Source organism: Vibrio sp. 1F279 (assembly GCF_041439815.1).
Classification (GTDB): domain Bacteria; phylum Pseudomonadota; class Gammaproteobacteria; order Enterobacterales; family Vibrionaceae; genus Vibrio; species Vibrio tasmaniensis_A.
The window spans coordinates 1-20,400 of the sequence record NZ_JBGOOU010000016.1; the positions used below are offsets into that span (position 1 = coordinate 1).

23 protein-coding genes and 1 tRNA gene are annotated in these 20,400 nt (G+C 44.6%); 4 read left to right on the forward strand and 20 right to left on the reverse strand.

Annotated features, from left to right (window positions below):
* Positions 1-126: 126 nt before the first annotated feature.
* From ACED60_RS13025 to mutY, 4 genes are all read right to left on the reverse strand, one after another.
* Positions 127-202 (reverse strand) — tRNA-Phe (locus ACED60_RS13025).
* A 103-nt stretch (positions 203-305) separates the two neighbouring features.
* Positions 306-1,439 carry a membrane-bound lytic murein transglycosylase MltC gene (mltC, locus tag ACED60_RS13030; RefSeq protein WP_017103679.1) on the reverse strand — a complete coding sequence of 378 codons (1,134 nt, stop codon included), beginning with the start codon at positions 1,437-1,439 and terminating at the stop codon, positions 306-308.
* Positions 1,440-1,508: 69 nt separating this feature from the next.
* The gene (locus ACED60_RS13035) at positions 1,509-1,781 is read right to left on the reverse strand and encodes an oxidative damage protection protein (protein WP_010435637.1); all 273 of its coding nucleotides are present in this window, start codon (positions 1,779-1,781) and stop codon (positions 1,509-1,511) included.
* 28 nt (positions 1,782-1,809) lie between these two features.
* Positions 1,810-2,868: an A/G-specific adenine glycosylase gene (gene mutY, locus ACED60_RS13040; RefSeq protein WP_009847708.1), complete on the reverse strand. Its 1,059-nt coding sequence runs from the start codon at positions 2,866-2,868 to the stop codon at positions 1,810-1,812.
* 165 nt (positions 2,869-3,033) lie between these two features.
* Here mutY and trmB point away from each other — a divergent pair, with 165 nt between their 5' ends.
* Both trmB and glsB read left to right on the forward strand, forming a co-directional pair.
* Entirely contained in the window at positions 3,034-3,753 is a 720-nt protein-coding gene (gene trmB / locus ACED60_RS13045; RefSeq protein ID WP_004735468.1) for a tRNA (guanosine(46)-N7)-methyltransferase TrmB, read from the forward strand.
* 187 nt (positions 3,754-3,940) lie between these two features.
* Positions 3,941-4,861 carry a glutaminase B gene (gene glsB / locus ACED60_RS13050; protein ID WP_009847707.1) on the forward strand — a complete coding sequence of 307 codons (921 nt, stop codon included), beginning with the start codon at positions 3,941-3,943 and terminating at the stop codon, positions 4,859-4,861.
* A 62-nt stretch (positions 4,862-4,923) separates the two neighbouring features.
* Here the strand turns inward: glsB and hemW are convergent, their stop codons facing one another.
* From hemW to ACED60_RS13085, 7 genes are all read right to left on the reverse strand, one after another.
* Entirely contained in the window at positions 4,924-6,111 is a 1,188-nt protein-coding gene (gene hemW / locus ACED60_RS13055) for a radical SAM family heme chaperone HemW (RefSeq protein ID WP_371727722.1), read from the reverse strand.
* Positions 6,111-6,710 carry an XTP/dITP diphosphatase gene (locus ACED60_RS13060; protein ID WP_012604839.1) on the reverse strand — a complete coding sequence of 200 codons (600 nt, stop codon included), beginning with the start codon at positions 6,708-6,710 and terminating at the stop codon, positions 6,111-6,113. The genes hemW and ACED60_RS13060 overlap by 1 nt, the downstream gene beginning before the upstream one ends.
* Before the next feature lie 48 nt (positions 6,711-6,758).
* Positions 6,759-7,190, reverse strand: a complete 432-nt coding sequence (locus tag ACED60_RS13065) for a DUF4426 domain-containing protein (RefSeq protein ID WP_371727723.1) — start codon at positions 7,188-7,190, stop codon at positions 6,759-6,761.
* A 28-nt stretch (positions 7,191-7,218) separates the two neighbouring features.
* The gene (gene yggU, locus ACED60_RS13070) at positions 7,219-7,509 is read right to left on the reverse strand and encodes a DUF167 family protein YggU (RefSeq protein WP_371727724.1); all 291 of its coding nucleotides are present in this window, start codon (positions 7,507-7,509) and stop codon (positions 7,219-7,221) included.
* Positions 7,510-7,538: 29 nt separating this feature from the next.
* On the reverse strand, positions 7,539-8,096 hold the full coding sequence (locus tag ACED60_RS13075; protein WP_012604836.1) for a YggT family protein: 558 nt from the start codon (positions 8,094-8,096) through the stop codon (positions 7,539-7,541).
* A 76-nt stretch (positions 8,097-8,172) separates the two neighbouring features.
* Positions 8,173-8,991: a pyrroline-5-carboxylate reductase gene (gene proC / locus ACED60_RS13080; RefSeq protein WP_102258155.1), complete on the reverse strand. Its 819-nt coding sequence runs from the start codon at positions 8,989-8,991 to the stop codon at positions 8,173-8,175.
* A 63-nt stretch (positions 8,992-9,054) separates the two neighbouring features.
* Positions 9,055-9,771 (reverse strand): YggS family pyridoxal phosphate-dependent enzyme, encoded by a 717-nt coding sequence (locus tag ACED60_RS13085; RefSeq protein WP_371727725.1) that lies wholly within the window; start codon positions 9,769-9,771, stop codon positions 9,055-9,057.
* Positions 9,772-9,797: 26 nt separating this feature from the next.
* Here ACED60_RS13085 and ACED60_RS13090 point away from each other — a divergent pair, with 26 nt between their 5' ends.
* Positions 9,798-10,835, forward strand: a complete 1,038-nt coding sequence (locus ACED60_RS13090; RefSeq protein WP_004735478.1) for a type IV pilus twitching motility protein PilT — start codon at positions 9,798-9,800, stop codon at positions 10,833-10,835.
* 14 nt (positions 10,836-10,849) lie between these two features.
* Positions 10,850-11,959 (forward strand): PilT/PilU family type 4a pilus ATPase, encoded by a 1,110-nt coding sequence (locus ACED60_RS13095; protein WP_371727726.1) that lies wholly within the window; start codon positions 10,850-10,852, stop codon positions 11,957-11,959.
* A 333-nt stretch (positions 11,960-12,292) separates the two neighbouring features.
* Here ACED60_RS13095 and ruvX read toward each other — a convergent pair whose 3' ends face one another.
* The 9 genes from ruvX to ACED60_RS13140 all read right to left on the reverse strand — a co-directional run bounded on the left by ruvX (position 12,293) and on the right by ACED60_RS13140 (position 20,390).
* Positions 12,293-12,715, reverse strand: coding sequence for a Holliday junction resolvase RuvX (gene ruvX / locus ACED60_RS13100; protein WP_004735480.1), 423 nt, complete (start codon positions 12,713-12,715; stop codon positions 12,293-12,295).
* A 60-nt stretch (positions 12,716-12,775) separates the two neighbouring features.
* Positions 12,776-13,339 carry a YqgE/AlgH family protein gene (locus ACED60_RS13105; protein ID WP_017629552.1) on the reverse strand — a complete coding sequence of 188 codons (564 nt, stop codon included), beginning with the start codon at positions 13,337-13,339 and terminating at the stop codon, positions 12,776-12,778.
* A gap of 109 nt (positions 13,340-13,448) precedes the next feature.
* Positions 13,449-14,399: a glutathione synthase gene (gshB, locus tag ACED60_RS13110; RefSeq protein WP_102258157.1), complete on the reverse strand. Its 951-nt coding sequence runs from the start codon at positions 14,397-14,399 to the stop codon at positions 13,449-13,451.
* 9 nt (positions 14,400-14,408) lie between these two features.
* Positions 14,409-15,140, reverse strand: a complete 732-nt coding sequence (gene rsmE, locus ACED60_RS13115; protein ID WP_017077778.1) for a 16S rRNA (uracil(1498)-N(3))-methyltransferase — start codon at positions 15,138-15,140, stop codon at positions 14,409-14,411.
* Between the two features lie 159 nt (positions 15,141-15,299).
* Positions 15,300-16,031, reverse strand: coding sequence for an endonuclease (locus ACED60_RS13120; RefSeq protein ID WP_371727727.1), 732 nt, complete (start codon positions 16,029-16,031; stop codon positions 15,300-15,302).
* Positions 16,032-16,128: 97 nt separating this feature from the next.
* Positions 16,129-16,629, reverse strand: coding sequence for a SprT family zinc-dependent metalloprotease (locus ACED60_RS13125; RefSeq protein WP_104214418.1), 501 nt, complete (start codon positions 16,627-16,629; stop codon positions 16,129-16,131).
* 78 nt (positions 16,630-16,707) lie between these two features.
* A complete protein-coding gene (locus tag ACED60_RS13130) occupies positions 16,708-17,505 on the reverse strand; it encodes a DUF2189 domain-containing protein (RefSeq protein WP_009847692.1) in 798 nt (265 codons plus the stop codon).
* 507 nt (positions 17,506-18,012) lie between these two features.
* Entirely contained in the window at positions 18,013-19,317 is a 1,305-nt protein-coding gene (locus ACED60_RS13135; protein ID WP_017097268.1) for a cobyrinate a,c-diamide synthase, read from the reverse strand.
* A 2-nt stretch (positions 19,318-19,319) separates the two neighbouring features.
* Positions 19,320-20,390 (reverse strand): threonine-phosphate decarboxylase, encoded by a 1,071-nt coding sequence (locus ACED60_RS13140; protein WP_371727728.1) that lies wholly within the window; start codon positions 20,388-20,390, stop codon positions 19,320-19,322.
* Between the last annotated feature and the right edge of the window lie 10 nt (positions 20,391-20,400).

Here is a 20,400-nt window from a genome sequence, read left to right on the forward strand (position 1 = left end):
TGGTGACCTACTGATTACAAGTCAGTTGCTCTACCTACTGAGCTAAGTCGGCACACTAAATTCTTTATGCTTTTGTCCGTGTTGCTACTCCCTGTTAAAGAGTGTTGACACCAACAAATCAAATTGTGGTGCCCGGAGGCGGAATCGAACCACCGACACGAGGATTTTCAATCCTCTGCTCTACCGACTGAGCTATCCGGGCAACGGAGCGCTATTAAACGGATTTTCTGCATAACCGTCAACACCTTTTTTGAAAATAACTAAAAAAAACGTTCGTTAGTTGTTTTTTTATTCAAAAGTGAGGCTTACGTTTTACCTTGGTTAAAATCTTTCTTGAATTTTGTTACTTTCTCTAAGTATCGGCGCGACTCTTTATTGGGATGTTTCTTTGTTAGTGCCCAGTAAGCTTGACTCGGTTGCAATGAATTTAAGTCACGCATTGCTCGCTTTCTATCCTTACTGAAAGTATTGAGCACGCCACCAGTGCCGCCGTTGTATGCAGAGATCATACTGTACTCAAGCGTGGTTGGGTGTTTTACGTCTTTTAAATAACGATTTTTAAGGATGTAAAAGTATGCGGTGCCTGCATCAATGTTGTTTTCTGGATTGAATAAGTACTCAGGACTAGGCTCTCCAGGTTTCTTTTTAACGAGCTTAAAGACATCTCGTCCAGCGGTTTTAGGTACCACCTGCATAAGACCATAAGCATTTGCCCAGCTCACCGCGTAAGGATTGAAGCTGCTTTCTGTCTTGATGATTGCATAGATCAAGTCTTCAGGGATGTCATAGCGTTGAGATGCTCGTTGTACTATGTCGGCATACTTATAACTACGTTTGCTCGCATGATCTGCCACCATTGGGATTTCGACGTAGTAGGCTTTTTTAAAGTCTACCTCTTTGGTTTTTAGGTTATTGGCGATCAGGTAATCTGCGAATTTGTTAGCACGCCATGTCCATTGGATGGGCTTTTTCTCTTGGTCTACGACTTGGTTGTAGAGGAAAGGTTGACCTTCTAGCTTTATGCTTTTGGACGAAAATAGATCGACATGAGCTGGATCATCGGGTGTCAGGAGCGTCGTCATGATCGCATTTTTGAGGTGCTTTTTAGGATCTGTTAAGGAGACGGTTTCTACCGTTATGATACCTTGACTGAAGTTAACTTCTGAACGGCTTAGATAATTGTCTATGTATTTCACATAGTTACTCTTACCTGCCATCTTTACTTCACTGCTGCCCCAGCGCTTTTGGATATTGCCTGAAAAGCTACTAATCAAAGCATCCAACGCCCCAGTATCTTTTTCAAATTGCCCTGGTAGTTCTGCCAAATTACTTACAAACCGGTTGGTTGGTTCGTAGTTAACATCATAAATGCTTTCGACAAATTCACGACTGCACCCTGTTAACAACATGGCTGTTAGGAAGTAACTTAGCTTTTTCATAGTTCCTCATACAAAAATGACATCGCGGCGTAAACCATGATGTCATTAAAATTTATTTAAATAAATGTCTTATTCGCTAGGCGGGGTATAGCCATCAATAACGACATCTTTACCTTCGAAAAGGAAGTTAACCATCTCAGTTTCAAGAAGTTTTCGATGCTCAGGATCCATCATGTTCAGCTTCTTTTCATTGATAAGCATAGTTTGCTTACTTTGCCATTGTCCCCAAGCTTCTTTAGATACGTTGTCAAAGATACGCTTACCTAGGTCACCCGGGTAAAGTTGAAAATCTAGGCCTTCAGCATCTTTTTGAAGGCGAGCACAAAATACAGTGCGGCTCATAGTGGTTCCTCTTATCGCGTTCGTTGATTCAAACGTCGTTCAGTTCAAAGGGTAGGCTCTCAATAAGCTGCTTTACAGGAGCGGCTAGGCCAATTTCTTCCGGTTTTGATAAGTTATACCAGAGACCTTTAGTCCCTTCCATTATCAAATCTGGTTGTTTATCTAATTTTACTAATACAGGCGTGATATCTAAGTGGTAGTGGCTGAAAGTATGTCGAAACGCAATCATGGTCTTGATCGAATCGGTTTCATTGTCTTTGATCGAACGAAGGTCTAACTGATGTTCGATCTCTGCGTTTTCATTTTGAGGGAAACAGAATAGTCCTCCCCAGATACCAGATTGAGGGCGTTGTTCGAGCCATACTTGATTGTTGTGGTACAGAATCACAAACCATGTTTCTTTTATCGGCTTTTCTTTCTTAGGTTTCTTGCCAGGGAAATCGAGTTGTCTATCGAGCTTCTTAGCTTCACACATGCTTTCAATCGGGCATAACGTACATTTGGGCTTGCTACGAGTACAAACCATCGCACCCATGTCCATCATGGCTTGATTGTACTTATCAACATCTTGATTGGGAGTGTGTGCTTCTGCGTGTTCCCAAAGCTGGTTCTCGACTTTCTTTTGCCCCGGCCAACCTTCTACTGCAAAGCTTCTCGCTAAGGTGCGTTTGACGTTGCCATCAAGAATCGCATGAGGGAGTTTATGCACAGAGGACAACACTGCAGCGGCAGTAGAGCGCCCAATACCCGGTAGCGCGTTCATTTCTTCGATAGAAAGCGGAAATTCACCACCGTATTGCTCGGTAACAATCTTGGCAGCCTTATGTAAGTTACGAGCTCGCGCGTAATAGCCAAGCCCTGTCCATAAGTGCAGCACCTCATCTTGTTCGGCGTTCGCTAGGTCAATAACTGTTGGAAAGCGTTCTAAAAAGCGCTGGTAGTATGGAATCACCGTGGCCACTTGAGTCTGCTGAAGCATGATTTCTGATAGCCAAACGGTGTAGGCGGTTTTGTTTTGTTGCCAAGGTAATTCTTTACGCCCAAAGGCGTCATACCACTTTAATATGGCGGTTGCGAAAGGAGTCACGACATGCTCTATGCTTTGCTATTATTAGGAGTGAAATTGCACCACACTTACGGTTGGATGTAAAACAGACAAATTGTGTGGGAATTTATCCACGGAAAGACTTGCACCGGAGGCAATTCTTTGGATAATCCCCGCTTTGATTAATCAATGTGCAGGCAAAAATCAATGAGTGAAGTGACCACTAACGAATATACTGAAGACGGCAAACTGGTTCGTAAGATCCGTAGTTTTGTTCGCCGCGAAGGCCGCTTAACAAAAGGCCAAGAAAACGCGATGAACGAATGTTGGCCAACAATGGGTATCGACTACAACCCAGAACTTCTTAATTGGAAAGAAGTGTTTGGCAACGATAACCCTGTTGTACTAGAAATTGGCTTCGGTATGGGTGCATCACTGGTTGAAATGGCAAAGAATGCGCCTGAGAAAAACTTCTTAGGTATTGAAGTTCACAGCCCAGGTGTTGGTGCGTGTTTAGGTACAGCTCGCGATGCTGGCGTAACTAACCTGCGTGTAATGTGTCACGATGCAGTAGAAGTATTTGAACACATGATCCCAGACAGCAGCCTGCATACACTGCAACTGTTCTTCCCTGACCCATGGCACAAAGCTCGTCACCATAAGCGTCGTATCGTTAAGGCTGAGTTTGCAGAGATGGTTCGCGGTAAGCTGCAACTTGATACTGGTATTTTCCACATGGCAACAGACTGGGAAAACTACGCAGAACATATGATTGAAGTGATGAACGTAGCTCCAGGTTTCGAGAATATCGCTGAAGATGGTGATTACATTCCTCGTCCAGACGAGCGTCCACTGACTAAGTTTGAAGCTCGTGGCCACCGTTTAGGTCATGGTGTTTGGGACATTAAGTTCAAGCGTACTAAGTAATTCTGAATCAAATTAAGTGAAGGTGAATCCGACTTAGGATTAACCCCTACACTTTATGGGATTGATAAAAGCCAACATTATTGTAGTGTTGGCTTTTTTGTCCTTAGGCTTTTATTGCGATAAAGGTTTAAGGACAGAAAGTAATGTCGTACCCCCTACAAAAATAACAATAAAGAAGTAAGCACACATGAAACCAACTCAAGCTATTTTGGCCGAGATTTTAGATGAAGTTCGCCCTTTAATTGGTCAGGGAAAGGTCGCTGATTATATTCCTGCATTGGCTCGTGTATCGAACCAGAAATTGGCGATTGCGGTATACACCAATGAAGGTGAAGTCATTCAAGCTGGCGATGCTGATGAAGCCTTTTCCGTGCAATCAATCTCTAAAGCTTTAAGCCTGACGTTGGCGATGGTGTTGTATAAGCCGGAAGAAATTTGGCAACGCGTTGGAAAGGAGCCTTCAGGACAAGCCTTTAACTCGATGATTCAGCTTGAGATGGAACACGGCATCCCTCGTAACCCGTTTATTAATGCTGGCGCGATTGTCGTTGCTGACTTATTACAAAGCCGTCTATCAGCACCAAGACACCGTTTATTAGAATTTGTCCGTCAGCTATCAGGTGATACACATATCGTGTATGACAAGGTTGTGGCAGCTTCTGAGATGATGCACAGCGATCGTAATGCTGCTATCGCTTATTTGATGCGTTCATTTGGTAATTTTGAGAACGATGTTATCCCCGTACTCAACAATTACTTTCATGCTTGTGCGCTTAAAATGACCTGTGTTGACTTGGCGAAGACCTTTAGCTATTTGGCAAACAAAGGTGTGTCTGTTCAGACTAAGAAAGAGATCATCACGCCAGTTCAAACCAAACAGCTGAATGCTTTGCTTGCGACATGTGGTTTGTACGATGGGGCGGGAGAGTTTGCCTATCGTGTTGGTATGCCGGGTAAATCGGGTGTTGGCGGTGGGATTATTGCGATTGTTCCTGGCGAAATGACGATCGCGGTGTGGTCTCCAGAGTTGGATGCATCGGGTAATTCACTGGCGGGAACTCAGGCTTTAGAATTACTCTCAGAGCGTATTGGTCGCTCTATTTTCTAAGTTCTAAGTTCGACAAAAAAAGCCTCTCGTGATGAGAGGCTTTTTGCATTCTAGCGTTCGAACTATTCGTCTTCTTCTGCCATAAAGGCTTCAAGCAAATCGTTTAAGAAGAGTTTTCCTTTTTCAGTGATCTGCCAATGGCTGTCGGTTTCATTAAGATAACCGAGATCTTTGGCCCACTCTATTGTTGGTTGAATCGAATCAAATTCTAACCCAGTTGTATCAATGAAATCCTGCTTTGGACATGCTTCCATTAGCCTGAATCGATTCATAAAGAACTCGAAAGGGCGGTCCTCATTAGGTACTTCAAGTTCATCCGACAGATAGGGCTTCACCAGATTCTGATACGCGGCTAGGTAGCCTCTAGGGTGTTTAACCTTAGTGGTGCGAACAATACGTCCATCTGCAAAGCTCAGCTTGCCATGAGAGCCACAGCCAATACCTAGGTAGTCACCAAAGCACCAGTAGTTGAGATTATGCTGACACTGATATCCCGGCTTGCTGTAGCCTGAAATTTCGTACTGTACATAACCTGCGTCTGCGAGCTTCTTATGGCCTAAGTCGAAAATATCCCAAAGGTCATCATCGTCAGGCAGCTTTGGCGTTTTGTAATAGAACATGGTGTTAGGTTCTATTGTTAGCTGATACCAAGATAAATGCGGAGGATTAAGCTCGATCGCTCTGTCCAAATCAGCCAAGGCCTGATCAATGCTTTGATCGGGTAAGCCGTGCATTAGATCTAGGTTGAAGCTATTTAGTCCGATTTTATGTGCTAAATGAGCTGCGTTGACAGCTTCGTCTTGACCGTGAATACGCCCAAGCCTTTCCAGTTTCTCTTGTTCAAAACTTTGCACACCCACCGAGATTCGAGTTATGCCTGCTTTTTGGTAACCAGCAAAACGCTCAGCTTCGATAGTTCCCGGATTAGCTTCCATGGTGATTTCTATTTCAGGTTTGAACGGGATGCGTTGTTCAATGCCTTGCAGCAATCGACCTATTCCTTCTGGAGAAAATAGACTCGGCGTGCCGCCACCAATAAAGATCGAATGCAATGGGCGAGGTGCGCCATTGAGTTGGTATTTTTCGATATCGGTATCGAGATCCTCAAGCAGAGCATCGATGTACTCTTTTTCAGGAATCTCAGCTTTGAGAGCGTGAGAGTTAAAATCACAATACGGACACTTTTGTACACACCATGGAATGTGGACATAGAGGCTGAGTGCGGGTGGTATTAGCGCTGCATTGTGCATTACAGAGCTTGCTCCTTGAGAGTCTTGAATAATGACGCGAGGGCTTTACCACGGTGTGACAGTTGCTTCTTACGTGACGATTCAAGTTCTGCTGAGGCGCAGTTATCTTCTGGTACAAAGAATACAGGATCGTAGCCAAAGCCATTCCCACCGTGTTCTTCAGTCAGAATGCGACCTTCCCATTTACCGTGACATACTAATGGAGTTGGATCGTTTTCGTGACGCATTAACACCAATACACAGTGAAAACGAGCGGTACGCTTTTCAACATCGACACCTTGCATAGCATCTAACAGCTTTTCGATGTTTTGCTTATCAGTCGCCCCTTCACCTGAGTAACGCGCTGAGTAGATACCGGGTGCACCATTAAGGTAATCAACTTCTAAGCCAGAATCGTCAGCAATGGCTGGTAGCCCCGTCTCTTTCGCAGCGTGGCGAGCTTTGATGATGGCATTTTCAATGAAAGTCGTCCCTGTTTCTGCGACTTCTGAAACGTTAAATTCACTTTGCGCGACAACGTCGAAACCAAACTCAGACAGAATATCTGCCATCTCGCGAACTTTGCCTTGGTTGCCTGTTGCTAAAACAATCTTACTCATGGGGATGTGGCTCTAATAAGTTAATGACTAGAAATGTGAGCTTTGAAGCTACTCTTCTATATAGAATTTTTGTGTGAAACGCAGTGGACCAGTGCCTTTTAGGCCTGCGTTCACATCGATGTCGAAGGTGATGTTTTCTTCGTGAGTTACGGGAAACTCAGCAAGGTAATAAATCGCATCGCCTTCTTTGATTTCGCGAAACTTCAAAGTACGGGTGTTTCCAACGAGGTTCTTCGCTGTTCCCGTAATTTTAGCCGTTGTCGCAGGCTTGCCTAGAGAAGCGTTGTCTAGCACGCTGATGTTTAGAATCGCTGAGTATCCGTTTCGTTTCAGCTTATATTGCTTAGCGACCTGCGCAGTTAAAAACGTGGAATTGAAAGCCGAGTAATGAACCTCGACATCCTTGATACTTTTAAACTGTCCTGCCGAGCTTGGTAGGGCAATCAGAGCGGTGAGTAGTGCTGTTATCCATAGACGCATAATGACTCCAATAAATAGCAAAAAGCCATCATAGGATGGCTTTGACTTCAGTTGGGAGCTGGCTTGGTGAGCATATTCGAACTTGCTTATGCCGACCGAGCTCTCCCTTTTCTATCTTAATTTGCCCTTTCGCGACCTTAAATTGTTTCGCAAGGTATTTCGCTAAGTGAGCATTGGCTTTGCCATCAACCGGTGGTGCAGTAATGGCAATTTTCAGTTCCTCTCCGTGTAAGCCAACGATTTTATCGCGGCTTGCCTTGGGTTGGATATAGAGTCGAAGAAGAATATCGTCTTCTTCGGCCCAAACTGCTTTTGGCATCGTCAAAGTACCTGAGGTTCGTACTTAAATTATAGCTGATACCAAATAGGGCCAATTAGGTCACCCATTAAGAAGTTCGCGAATTGCAGAACAATAAACAGTACCAGTACGCTTAAATCAAAACCGCCCATTGCAGGAAGAATACGACGAATTGGAGCCAGCATTGGTTCAGTCAGTTGATGGAACACGTATTCAATTGGGCTACGGCCTTGGCTAACCCAGCTCAGGATTGCACGGATTAGCAGAACCCAGAAGATCAAACCACCAGCCGCTTTAAGCAGAGATAGCGCGCCAAAGATCAGGAAGCTGATGTCAAATACAGCCGCACCGCCAGAGATAATCAGGTTTAGAGCGACGAACTTAAGTACACATAGCACATAAGCGAAAACAACCGTCGCAAGATCAAGGCTGCCGATTGATGGAATTACTCGGCGTAGTGGTGCAACAACCGGTTGTGTCGCTTTTACGATAAATTGTGAGAATGGGTTGTAGAAATCTGCACGTGATGCTTGTAGCCAGATACGCAAGATCACAACCATGATGTAAAGATCAAAAACGGTCGAGATCAGAAAGCTCATCGAGTTCATATTGTTTCCTTTTTCGGATTTACTTGCCGTTTAGGTATAGCCTGAACGACACAATGCTTTTTTACTGTAATTAGTATTAAAACAGTTTTTCCATCTCTTCAGCTCGAGCAACCGCCGCTTGCATGGCTTTTGCTACGATATCTGAAAGTTGATGGTCGTTAAACGTGCGCAGTGCTTCTGCGGTTGTGCCGCCTTTTGAAGTCACTTGTTCACGCAGTGTAGATAATTCTGTGTCTGGATTTGCAACCACCATCTCTGCCGCACCTAATGCCGACTGCTGCACTAATTTACGAGCGGTTTCCTGGTCGAAGCCTTGGTTGATTGCTTCGGCTTGCATCGCTTCCATAAATAGGAAGAAGTAAGCCGGAGCACTGCCCGCCGCCGCAATGATGTTATTAATCCCAGATTCTTGCTCAACCCAGCTAACTTCACCTACAGCTTGCATCAGCTGAGAAGCAAAGTCTTTATCATTTTGGCTGACCGTTGAATCGGCATAAAGACCGCTCATCCCTTTACCAAGCAGCGATGGCGTGTTTGGCATCACACGAACAAGGTTCAGCTGGCAGTTTAACATCTCATTGAGTCGATTCGCATTAATACCCGCTGCAATTGAGATAACCAGTTTGTTGCTGAAATCGATACCTTGTAAGGGTTTACATACATCAGCCATCATTTGTGGCTTCACCGATAGCACAATAACGTCTGCTTGCTCTGCTGCGGCAATATTATCGCTGGTGGTATTGATGCTGTACTCTTGCTCTAGCGGCAGCCTTCTGGTGTCTGAAGGTGCTGTAGCAGTAATCTTTTGCGCTGGGTAACCACTCGCGACTAAGCCCGCTACAATTGAGCGAACCATGTTTCCCGCCCCAATAAAGGCGATGTTCTTATGTTCCATATATAAAATCCTGAGCGTGTCGCTGCGCGGTTCAAGCGAAGCTGTATCAATACTTGTACTTGGTTACTTACTACGGTTATTCGCGTAATCACGAGCACCAAAGATGGCCGTTCCAATACGAACCATTGTGCTACCAGCCTCAACTGCTGCATCCATATCACCACTCATACCCATCGAAAGGGTATCTATGTTTGGATACTTTGCGGCTAGCTTGTCTTTAAGCTCCGCCAGTTGAGAAAATGCATTAAGCTGAGATTGATAGTCAGATACGTTTGCAGGAATCGACATCAATCCTCTTAAAGTGAGGTTAGGGAGCGACGAAATCAACTCCGCGAGTGCAAAAACTGTTTCTTCTGACGTTCCAGACTTGGATTCTTCACCACTGGTGTTTACCTGAATCAAAACTTGCAAAGGTGGAAGTTCGCTTGGTCGTTGATCACTAAGTCTTTGCGCGATCTTATCGCGTTCAACAGAATGTACCCATTGGAAGCTTTCTGCGATTGGGCGGGTTTTATTGGATTGAATTGGGCCAATAAAATGCCACTCTAAATTTAGGTTAGAATGTTGTTCTGAAAAGTGTTTTACTTTATCAACACCTTCTTGAACATAGTTTTCACCAAAGGCAACTTGGCCTCCGAGTGCGGCTTCTAGAATCGCATCAATAGGTTTAGTTTTGCTGACGGCTAAAAGTTGCACGGACTCTGGAGCTCGTCCGCACTTTTGCTCAGCACTACGTATCTGTGAGGTGATTTGTTCGATATTTTGTTGAATACTACTCATAGCTGACTTTACTTAAGGGAAAATAAATGGATATCACTGAGTTACTAGATTTTAGTGTAAAGCATAACGCGTCAGATCTACATCTTTCTGCGGGTGTATCTCCAATGGTACGTATAGATGGTGAAGTAAGGAAGCTTGGAATACCAGCTTTGAGTCATGCTGATGTGCATCGTTTGGTTTTTGAGATCATGAGTGATTCACAACGCGGTGAATTTGAAGAAAAACTGGAAGTCGACTTCTCTTTTGAATTACCCAACGTTGGTCGTTTCCGTGTTAATGCTTTTAACCAATCTCGTGGCTGCTCTGCTGTGTTCCGTACCATTCCAGTAGAGATTCCCACCCTTGAACAGCTAGGGGCTCCTGAGATCTTTGAAAGAATATCTAATTACGAAAAAGGGCTAGTATTGGTCACTGGGCCGACGGGTTCAGGTAAGTCGACAACTTTGGCAGCGATGGTGGATTACGTTAACCGTAACCATAATAAGCATATATTGACGATTGAAGACCCGATCGAATTTGTTCATACCAACAACAAATGCCTAATCAACCAACGAGAAGTGCATCGCGATACTCACAGCTTCAAAGCGGCATTGCGTAGTGCGTTGCGTGAAGATCCAGACGTAATCCTTGTCGGCGAACTTCGTGACCAAGAGACGATCAGCTTAGCGCTAACCGCAGCAGAAACGGGTCACTTAGTTTTTGGTACCTTGCATACTAGCTCTGCGGCAAAAACCATAGACCGTATTATCGATGTATTCCCGGGTAGCGACAAAGACATGGTGCGTTCAATGTTGTCTGAATCGTTACGTTCGGTGATTGCCCAGAAGCTGTTAAAGCGTGTTGGTGGCGGTCGTGTGGCTTGTCATGAAATCATGATGGCGACACCTGCGATCAGAAACTTGATCCGTGAAGATAAGGTCGCGCAGATGTATTCGATTATTCAAACGGGGGCGGCACACGGTATGCAGACCATGGAGCAAAATGCGAAGCAGTTGATGGCTCAAGGTCTGGTTGATTCAGAAGAGGTCGAGAAAAAGATCGAAATTGAAACCTCAATGTTTTAATCAAGGTGAACAAAATGGAATTGAATCAAATTCTTGAAGGGATGCTCTCTCAAAAGGCGTCGGATCTTTATATCACTGTCGATGCGCCAATCCTTTTTCGTGTGGATGGTGAATTACGCCCCCAAGGAGAGAAGCTGAATGCGGCTCAGGTTGCTCAATTACTTGATGCAATGATGGATCAAGATCGACGCGATGAATACAAGCAAACGCGTGAGGCTAATTTTGCCATCGTGCGTGATTTTGGTCGTTTTCGTGTCAGTGCATTCTTTCAGCGAGAGCTACCTGGAGCGGTAATTCGTCGCATCGAGACTAACATCCCAACCTTTGAGCGATTAAAGCTTCCTGACGTACTACAAGACCTTTCAATCGCTAAGCGCGGGCTTGTGCTGGTGGTTGGTGCGACTGGCTCTGGTAAATCGACCTCGATGGCTGCGATGACAGGCTATCGCAATACCAATCGTTCAGGTCATATCTTGACGGTTGAAGACCCGATTGAATTCGTACACGAACATAAAAAGTGCATCGTGACTCAACGAGAGGTTGGACTCGACACCGAAAGCTATGAAGTCGCGCTTAAAAACTCGTTACGCCAAGCCCCTGATATGATTTTGATTGGCGAAATCCGTAGTCGTGAAACCATGGAATACGCGATGACCTTTGCTGAAACGGGTCACTTGTGTATGGCAACCCTGCATGCCAATAACGCTAACCAAGCGCTAGAGCGTATTCTTCACTTGGTGCCGAAAGAGCAGAAAGAGCAGTTCTTGTTTGATCTGTCGATGAATCTGCGTGGTGTGGTCGCTCAGCAGTTAATACGCGATAAAAATGGCAATGGTCGTCATGGTGTCTTCGAAATTCTGCTAAATAGCCCTCGTATATCTGACTTGATTCGTCGTGGTGAGTTGCATGAGTTAAAAGCGACCATGGCCAAATCGAAAGAGATTGGTATGCAGACTTTTGACCAAGCTTTGTATGATTTAGTAGTTGCGGACAAAATTAGCGAGGATGATGCATTCCATAGTGCAGATTCTGCCAATGACTTGCGTTTAATGCTTAAGACCAAACGTGGCGATGATGACTACGGAACTGGTGCGTTGGCTGGCGTTAAGATTGATATGGGCTAAGTCACGGCTTTGTTGATAAACACAAAACCCGCTTCTGTGGCGGGTTTTATTCGTTTATAGCTTAATGCATGTTAGATGAGTGCATGTTGGAGCGATGGTTATCATATGAGTAACCGCGCTCCTTTTCTAATTTGATTTTTGACGGGTACTGTTGACCGTCGTAACCCGCGGAACCGCTTCCCATTGAGCTGCATGCCGTTATAGATAACGCTATGAATATTGCTAGAAAAATTTTCATATGAACTCCCAAGTTCTTTTCCTTTATCGCTCCTTCATTACGCAGTTAAAATGGCAAGGGATCATAAGCTTGCTCGAGTTTGCTAAATAAATAACTTAGCTATATTGTGCTTCAAACCAGCTCTCTAGAATTACAACGGCTGATTGATTATCGACGTTACCTTTACTTAGCGCTTTATAGCCGCCCATTTCAAAAAGGTCGGCCCTTGCTTCTGTCGTAGAAAGTCTTTCATCATGTAGTTCAACATCCACACCAAAGCGTCCTTTAAGACGGTTAGCGAATTTCTTTGCTCTGGGTGTAATAGCTGCTAGATCTTTACCATGAAGGTCGGTCGGAAGGCCAACCACGATAAGATTTGGCTGCCATTCCTTAATTTGCTTCTCGATATCGTCCCAGTTAGGGATGCCATCTTTGGCTTTAAAAGCTTTTAGAGGGCTTGCAGTGCCCGTGATTTCTTGTCCTATCGCACTGCCGATACTTTTTGTACCGTAGTCAAATGCCATAATTGTTCGTGACATGGGGGTTCCAAATTTATCTGTGTTTGAGAGTGTTTATTTATTTTATGGAGCTAATTTGAGCTAGGCGTGTCCTGCGTCTGCTGAAAGCTGAGCCGCGTTAATACCTAACATTTGCACGGCAACTTTCCAGCGGTCCGAGATCGGTGTGTCAAAGATGACCTTTGGATCGGCTTCAACGGTTAGCCATGAGTTTTCGGTCAGTTCTATCTCCAACTGGCCAGGCTCCCACCCAGAATAACCAAGTGCAACCAGATAATTGATCGGTTCATCTTCAGTCCCTAAGACCATCAGAATATCTTTCGAGGTTGTTACTGAGATTTGATCCGTCATGTTGATGCTGGATTGATAGCTGCCTTTGGGCTTGTGCAAAATAAACCCGCGGTCTTCTGCTACAGGTCCACCATTTAAAACTGGCTTATCAAGGCTTGCTTGGTTGGATTTTGGTTGTTCAGAATCAACCTCAACTTGTTTGAGCATGCTGCCGACAGTGACATCAATAGGAGCGTTGATCATCAGACCCATTGCGCCTTCGTCATTATGCTCACAAAGGTAGATCACCGAGTTTTGAAAGTATGGGTCTTTCATTCCGGGCATAGCGACCAGAAAGTGGTTCGTTAAATTCATAGAGCCTCCTGCCAGTGTGTTCCCAGTAAAGGAAAAAGAGCGGCGTAAAGCCGCTCATTGATTCTGTGTCTAAATGTTTGCGAATAGCTAAGACTTTCTTAAGTTTAGGCTATTTAGCGTTAACGCGACGCTCGATTGCATCCATTAATTTACCCGTAACAGAAATATCAAAAGCAGCTTCAATTTCACGGATACAAGTTGGGCTCGTTACGTTAATCTCAGTTAGCTTGTCACCGATAACATCAAGTCCTACAAAGATTAAACCTTTCTCTTTTAATGCCGGTGCAACTGCTCTTGCGATAGCCCAGTCTGTTTCACTCAGCGGGCGAGCTTCACCTGTACCGCCAGCAGCAAGGTTACCTCGAGTTTCCCCTTTCGCAGGAATACGCGCTAGGCAGTAAGGCATTGGTTCACCGTCAACCACAAGAATACGCTTATCACCATTGCTGATGTCTGGAACAAAGGTTTGTGCCATTGCGTAGTTTTGACCGTGGTTGGTCAGTGTTTCAATGATTACCGATACGTTAGGATCGCCTTCCTTCACTCGGAAGATTGACGCACCACCCATGCCATCAAGTGGTTTTAGAATCACGTCACCGTGCTTCTCGCGGAACGCTTTAATTTTTTCAGCTTTACGAGTCACGATGGTGGTTGGTGTCAGTTCAGGGAACCATGCCGTGAACAACTTCTCGTTACAGTCACGTAGGCTTTGTGGCTTGTTGACGATAAGTGCGCCGTTCTCTTCAGCTCGTTCAAGAATGTAAGTCGCGTAGATGTACTCAGTATCAAACGGAGGATCTTTACGCATCAGTACCGCATCTAAATCGGATAGCGCGATAGTCTGTTCTGATTTGAACTCGTACCAACCGTTTGGATCTTCTTTTAGTTCAACAACCTTAGTGTCAGCAATGGCTACGCCTTGATCTAAATGTAGATCATCCATTTCCATGTAATGGATTTCGTAACCACGACGCTGAGCTTCAAGCATCATGGCAAAGCTAGAGTCTTTTTTGATGTTAATGGATGAAATTGGATCCATTACGATGCCAAGTTTGATCATTTCTTTCTCCTAGCCTAGATCGCCAAAACGAACTTGTAAGGCAGTAATTGCGGTTAGAGCTGCTGTCTCGGTACGAAGTACACGTGGGCCGAGTAGCGTCTCTTCAAATTTGTATTGTTCTGTCATACCGATTTCTTCAGCTGACAGTCCGCCTTCAGGACCGATCAATAGGCGCACCTTACTGATGGGTTCTGGAAGGGTGTTAATTGAGTATTTTGCACGAGGATGCAGGTTTAGCTTTAACGCTTCACTCGGTTCGCTGCACCACTCTTCAAGTTGCATGATTGGGCGAATAACTGGAACCGTATTACGGCCAGACTGTTCACATGCTGCGATAGCAATCTTTTGCCACTGCGCGAGCTTTTTCTCGAAGCGTTTAGTATCAAGCTTAACGCCACAGCGCTCTGAAATCAGCGGGGTAATGGTATTCACACCAAGCTCAACCGATTTCTGAATCGTGAATTCCATTTTGTCGCCACGTGAAATCACTTGGCCTAAATGTAAGTCTAACGGAGATTCGCTGCTACGCTCGATACGTTCAGTAACATTAACTGTGACGTTCTTTTTTGATACTTCAGCAATTGTCGCAGGGAATTCAGCGCCACTGCCATCAAATAGAAGAACATCTTGACCTTCTTTCATACGAAGGACTCGACCAACATGACCCGCGGCATCTTCGCCTAAAGCGAGTGAACCTAACTGATGAATGCGTTCTGGGTGATGGATACGAGGGATTCTCATGCTGGTAAACCTATAAATAGTGTCATTTGGGTATTTTGTCTCTGCCTAACATGGATGCTTTTAGTTGAAAAAACAAGGGTAGAGCAAGAGTTTCAGAGGCAATTCTGAAACTCTTGTTTGAGATGGAGGCAATTGGAGATGTTGGTTGCCTAAGTCGTGTTATTTACAAGCAGGGAAAACAAATGGGTTGTGATTACCTTGGATCGCATGGATTCGCTCATCACGAGTACATTCCCACTTATCGACAGGGAATTGCTTGTTCCACGCCATCATCAGGTTAGTCTGCTGCTTAGAGAGCTTGAAACCATACTCTTGGCTCATGTAAAGATAAGTACGCGCGATAGAACCTTTTGCTCTGTCTGGCGGCATCACTTTACGCTGTTTGAAGTTGACCTGCATTTCACACTGACCGTAGCTCACGCCATCCATTCCATTCCACTGACTGAAATTGTAATTGGAGCGATCACCGTTAACCTCGCCAATTGCCGGAGTTAGGTTGTGAAGATCGGCTTCCATCGATTTGAATATTTTGTCATTGCGAGTGCAGTTCTTACGTCCGCCATCTTGCCAGCACTGACGCTGGTGGCCAAATTGCCAAGCTGGAACTACGTGTTCCCACTCAATACGGGAAGCGCGTTTTTGCTGTTTTCTCACTTGATAACCACAGCCATCGAGGTCGGGGATACCTTTCTTTTTGTCTTTCCAAGTGATGTCACAACCACAATAAAATGAAGTCGGGTGATCGAGATAAATCTTCACTGCTTCTTTTTTTGCTTTGGAGAAGGAGCTTGGTGGAGCGGCGAAAACGCTTTGGGTTACCAGTAGGCCAAATACTATTGATAGGTAAAAAGACACCGATAGGCCAAATACTTTTGAAGTGGTTTTTTGCATAGAAGAGGACTGATGAAAGTATGATAAACAACAGTCTAGCACTCAAATGTTAGTTCTCTCTATTACATTTATTCTCGTTACCTTGTGAGCTTAAGACTTAGCTCAATTGAAGGCCGGTAAAAGCTAAGGTTTGCTGGCATTGTTGGCAACGATAAGTTGATTGGTTGCGGATGACTTTGTTGTGTCGTCTTATCGAAAGGGGATAAGTAGTGCAATCACAGCGGTACTCAAAGGTTTTGCCCTGCACTGAGGTTATCTCCAAGCTGTGGGTCGTTTTGGCCGGTACATTGAATACCTTTTCCATCACGTATTTCCACTCATTCCCGTGAGGCCTAACTCGTCCGAATACCTGATGTGTGATCAGGTGTGCGAGTTCATGAGGCACGACTTCGTTAATAAAGGCGTCTTCATTTTCGCTGAATAGCACTTGGTTGAGTTTTATCTCGTTTAACTGAAGGTAGGCTTTTCCCGCTGCCTTTCCTCTTAACTTGTAAGTGACGGTTGGGTATGGAAATTCACGAGAAAAATGTTGATTAGCGATAGCTAGGCATTCGCCCAGCTTCTTATTTACTCGATGTTGTTGCGGGGTGTAAGACAAGCGTTGTTAACTCCAAAAAAAGCCTCAGCGTTTAAGCTAAGGCCTCATCATAACATTGCTCATCGATCGTGAAACGATTTAAACGTGATGTTTCTTTTTGATGACTTCGTGGTAAGCATGCCATGTTCCGTAACCAAGTAATGGCATCGTTACAATCATCCCCACACCGTAGGTCGCGAAGCCGACTAAGATACCAGTACCAATGATACCAGCCCAAACGACCATCGCAGGGATGTTTGATTTAACAGCGTTGAAGCTAGTAAAAATCGCACTCATTACATCTACACGTCTCTCCATCATTAGTGGAATTGAAAATGCTGAGATACTAAATATCAGGCTAGCGATAACAAAACCAATTACAGACCCTGTAATTAAGAAGGGAGCAAATTCGGTCAATGGTGCCCCTTGTACTGAAGGGTAAAGTGCGTGCAATAATGCAGCGATACGCATCCAGAATATCATCGCAACCATTAATACAATCGCAAATGCCCATTGGTGGGTTGAGTTGCGTGTGATGGCTTTCATCGAGTGCAGTAGGCTAGCGTTGTGCCCCTTTTCTCTTTCCCAGGCTGCGTCATATAAGCCTAGGGCAAGAAACGGCCCTATTAGCATGTACACAATCAAGCTTGGCATAACGACTAAATGTGTTCCTTGCCATTGGACAAGTTGAACAATGGCGATGGCCGCACCCATAAAGCACAAACCGTAAAATGCGCTGATTAATGGCATTCTCACTAAGTCGTGCAGAGCAAGCGACAACCAATGAAAGGGCGCTGAAATGCTCACCTGATTACATGGTATTGTACGAGCGTATTCTGAGTCTTTGATTTCTTTTTGTTTATCGTCGAAGTCTTGTGTATTCAATGTACGAGGCATAGATCCTCCTTGATCGGTTTTCTACCTGCGCTGCAGTTAAATTGCAGCGAACGAAACTCGATGCCCGACTTGGCGACGTCTTTGATGTAAGCGCGCATCAGCTAAATAGTTCACGAAACAAAGTCTGATCTTGATTTGTTCGTTAACATTATTTTAACTATTGACCGTGAAGCGGCAAATATCAACTTTTGACAGGCTGTTATTAGGGCGCGTTGACCTTTTGTGGTTAAATTTCGTTCGAGATAAAAGCGTTTTAATCGCGGCGAGGGGGGAAGTAGCCTAGTCATTCTAAGCAAATCTCCCTCAACAAAGAGTAAAACGCTTTTAGCCGAACCCTTCGGGCAGCGTTTGCTGGTCATTTCTACTACGTTATCGGCTTCTCATGTAGGCTAGCTACACATCAAAGTCTCTGCCTTGTATAAATACCCAGCAACTCGCTGCAAAAATCAGCTCGAAAGATCAACTCGCCCTATTGAAAGCGTTCAAGGCGCATTTTTTCACCCATACTTAATAAAGCGCTCCTTTGAATATTTTCGCTACCAAATCAGGGTTATACGGGAAGTACCAATGTGCATAAGAAGCGATGGTGCTTTGTTTTATCCAAACAGGATCGGTTGGCCTACCATATTGAGATTCAGGCTGAGTTAGCACGGTTTCTTTACTGTCTGTTTTTGAATAATGGAAAGTATGACCACGCAGCATTTGACCATCGAAATTAGCTTCTAGGATCCCTAGCGCGGCTAGCTTCTTCTGCATAGTCGCTTTGGCATTTAACGCTCCAACCATGTTTTCTGTTTGGCTTTCTGTATCAGTCAATGCTTTGTTGAGGTATAGCATGCCACCACATTCGGCTAGGCAAGGTTTTCCTTGTTCAATGTGTGTGATGATTTGCTGTTTTAACGCATGATTGAGCGCTAGCTTATCCATATGTAATTCAGGATAACCTCCTGGTAAATACAAAGCGTCACACACTGGTAAATCATCATGTGCAAGCGGTGAGAAAAATGACAGTTTTGCCCCCAATTCGATCAACAAATCAAGGTTGGCTTGATACAAGAAAGCAAAGCTATTATCACGAGCTACTGCAATTGTATGACCAGTCAATGATTCATGTCTGGCTGGTAGTGCTTGCTTTGGTTTTTCAAATGCTTGTGCTGTTGGTAATGGGATATCACCATGTTCTAGTAGTAGCTTGGCTGCGTGATTAAGTCGCTCCTCTATGTCATCTAACTCTTGTGCTTGTACTAAACCTAAGTGGCGTTCTGGCAGCGACAAATCCATGTCTTTTGGTAACCAACCACAAAACTCGGTTTCAGGTTTTAGGCTTTCTTTTAGCATTTCAGCGTGACGTTCAGAACCTACGCGGTTTGCAACTACACCAAATACATCCACGTCATCACGGAATGTCGATAAGCCATTTACAATGGCTCCAAAGGTTTGTGCCATTGCGCCAGCATCTACCACGGCCAACATCGGAAGGTTAAATTTAGCCGCAATATCAGCACTTGAGCATTTGCCATCAAACATACCCATTACGCCTTCAATTAGAATCACATCCGCTTCTAGGGCTGCTTGGTAAATTAAGTGTTGGCATTCCGCTTCACCACACATCCACAAATCCAATTGGTAAGTGGGTGTATCTGATGCAATAGATAGAAATTGTGGATCAATAAAATCAGGCCCAGTTTTGAATACTCGAACTTTCTTTCCTTGTTGAACCAAAGCTCTTGCTAGAGCGGCGACCACGGTTGTTTTTCCGCTTCCAGAAGAAGGTGCGCCTACCACTAGGGCAGAACAGTAAGCTGTAGACATAATTATTCCTTGAGTTGTTCGAGTGCGCGAGTGAGCGCTTGCCATTGTGATTCGTTGGCGGGTAACCCGAAACGAAGTGCATCGTTTTCATCACAATGACGAGTAAAAACCCCTAACTTGGCAAGTTGATGGTGCCGTGATGCCGAATCCGAAATTTCAACTCGGTGAAAGAGTATCTGTGATGTTATTTTTACCGAGCCCGCCATTTGGCCAAAATGTAGTTGTAAGAGTTGGTTCATACGCTGAGCCTCTTCATGTAGGCGTTGGCGGTTTTTCTTTTGCCAATTGGAGTTGAGTAAGGCATGTGTGGTGACATAGCGAGTTGGGCCACTGAGTGTCCAAGGTCCAAGGTGTTGTTTAAGAATATTTAAACGCAATGGCGAGGCAAAACAAAAGCCTGCGCGAATCCCTGCTAGTCCAAAAAATTTACCCACTGATCGCAATACAATCAGGTTATCTGGAACTCCTGTTGGGAAACTCGGTAACACTGAAAGCTCAGGAGTACAGTCTACAAACGCTTCATCAATCACGAGCGTTGAATGATCTTGGATATGATCTAGCCAAGTCAGTACTTCACTTGGTGGCACATTCAGCGCGGTTGGATTATTGGGATTAATCACTACGACCACGTCTGCCGTTTTGAGCTGTTCGATTGTCGGTTTATGTAGGTAAAAGTCGAATATGAGGGCTTGTATGCTTTGTTCTGCGTACTGCTGCCACGCATGTTGATGTTCTTTGTAACCCGTATGAGGTAATAGGATGTGCATCAATGTTGGCTGTGTCTTTGCAATCATATGAGGTAGCGATTGAATGGCTGCCTGACTGCCAGCTACGGGTAACAAGGCATCACTTTGATAGTAGGTTTGCGCTGCTGTGATTAAGCCATCATCGTCTTCTGGTAGCCGATTCCATACCGATGCAGGGATTTCAGGTATAGGGTAGTGATGCGGGCTCACTCCAGTTGAAAGGTCGACCCATTGTTCGATTGGCCTTTGATAGCGCAATGAAAACTCGATTAACTTACCACCGTGATGCGGAAGTTCGTTTGAGGTTGAGTGTTGTTTAATCGTCATTAGCGTACTT